Genomic DNA, 1,445 nt, shown 5'->3' with positions numbered 1-1,445 from the left:
TCCCGAGCCGACCGCGGCTGCCCGGCCGCCCCGAACGGATTCCCTTCCTGCTGCTGCGGATCAGTCGTGGTCATCTGCGTACTCCATCAACTATCGGATCTTGTACACAACCCACCTGACACCCCCGCAGTCAATATGACCCGAACCGCCGCCCTGCCCAGCTCTGACTTAACGAAATTCCAGGTCAGGGATCATCAGCCTGCCCGCCCGGCCTGTCGTTAGATGAAGTGGACACGTCTACCAGGATCTCCGATCCCGCCCTCACACTGAGCGTTTTTCATCCTGATCGGCCCACAGCCGCGGGCCGCAAAGGTGCACGTCGATGGGCTGTCGCATGCGCCGCAGGCGCATAGCCCACCTACGACGCTTGCACCGCCGCGGGTTCTCAGAGGCTTCCTGGCGAGGACGGCCCTGACGCCGTGTATTGGACATACATCAGGAGGGGCACCCACAGACCAGGGAGCCTCTGAGGTTCCGCTACCCGCACCGCCACGCAAAACGAGGTTGGAAAAAACCTCACTCATACCCGGCACTCACGCCAGGTGTCTCATCTCATCCTGACAAAGAGGGTCCCGTGTCTCTCGTAGCCTCATCGGGTGCCTGTAAAAAGGTGCCATCCCTGGTGTTCAAAGGGGCACAACATCACAGGTTGTGCTAGCTACCCGTCGACCTGTGGCGATAGCGTGGTTCCGATTAGCTGTGATCAGCTTCACCTTTCGTGGCAATGGGAAGGAAAGAGCGCCGTGTGGTATGGCGTGGGCATCGACCTCGGAACTTCGTTCACTTCAGCCGCCGTAGCAACCCCCACCGGGGTACGCATGGCAACCCTGTCCCCCGACATCGTCGTCCCCTCGATGGCCACCCCCGGCCCCGACGGCACCCTGCTCACCGGCCTCGCCGCCGCTAACTCCCGCAACGCCACCACCAACCCCGCCCTAATCGCCCGCGGCTTCAAACGCCGCCTCGGCGACCCCACCCGCCTCATGCTCGGCGGCGCCTCCTACACCCCCGCTGCCCTCATGGCCGCCCAACTGCGCGACGTACTCACCCACATCAGCACCGCCCATGGCGGCGGACCACCCGCCACCATCACCCTCACCTGCCCCGCAATCTGGGGCCCCTACCGCCGCGAACAATTCGCCGAGGTCCCCCGCCTCGCCGGCATCCCCCACTACCAACTCATCACCGAACCCGAAGCCGCCGCCACCCACTACACCAACGAACGCCGACTCGGCAACGGCGAAATCATCGCCGTCTACGACCTCGGCGGCGGCACCTTCGACACCACCATCCTCCGTGTCCAACCCCACGGCATGGAAATCCTCGGCACCCCCGAAGGCATCGAGCACATGGGCGGCATCGACTTCGATGACACCCTCCGCGCCCACCTCGACGACAAACTCGACGGCGCAATCAGCACCCTCGACCCCGAAGACCCCACCCTG

The 1,445-nt window shown here is 64.4% G+C and carries 1 protein-coding gene; it reads left to right on the top strand.

Annotation, left to right across the window (positions count from 1 at the left end; all coding sequences use genetic code 11):
• Nucleotides 1-818 precede the first annotated feature (818 nt).
• A partial coding sequence (locus E1288_RS46365; RefSeq protein ID WP_235884312.1) for an Hsp70 family protein occupies nt 819-1,445 on the top strand: 627 nt, incomplete at its 3' end.

Source organism: Saccharopolyspora elongata, from assembly GCF_004348985.1.
Lineage (GTDB): Bacteria > Actinomycetota > Actinomycetes > Mycobacteriales > Pseudonocardiaceae > Saccharopolyspora > Saccharopolyspora elongata.
This window is presented reverse-complemented; position numbering and strand designations above follow the sequence as displayed.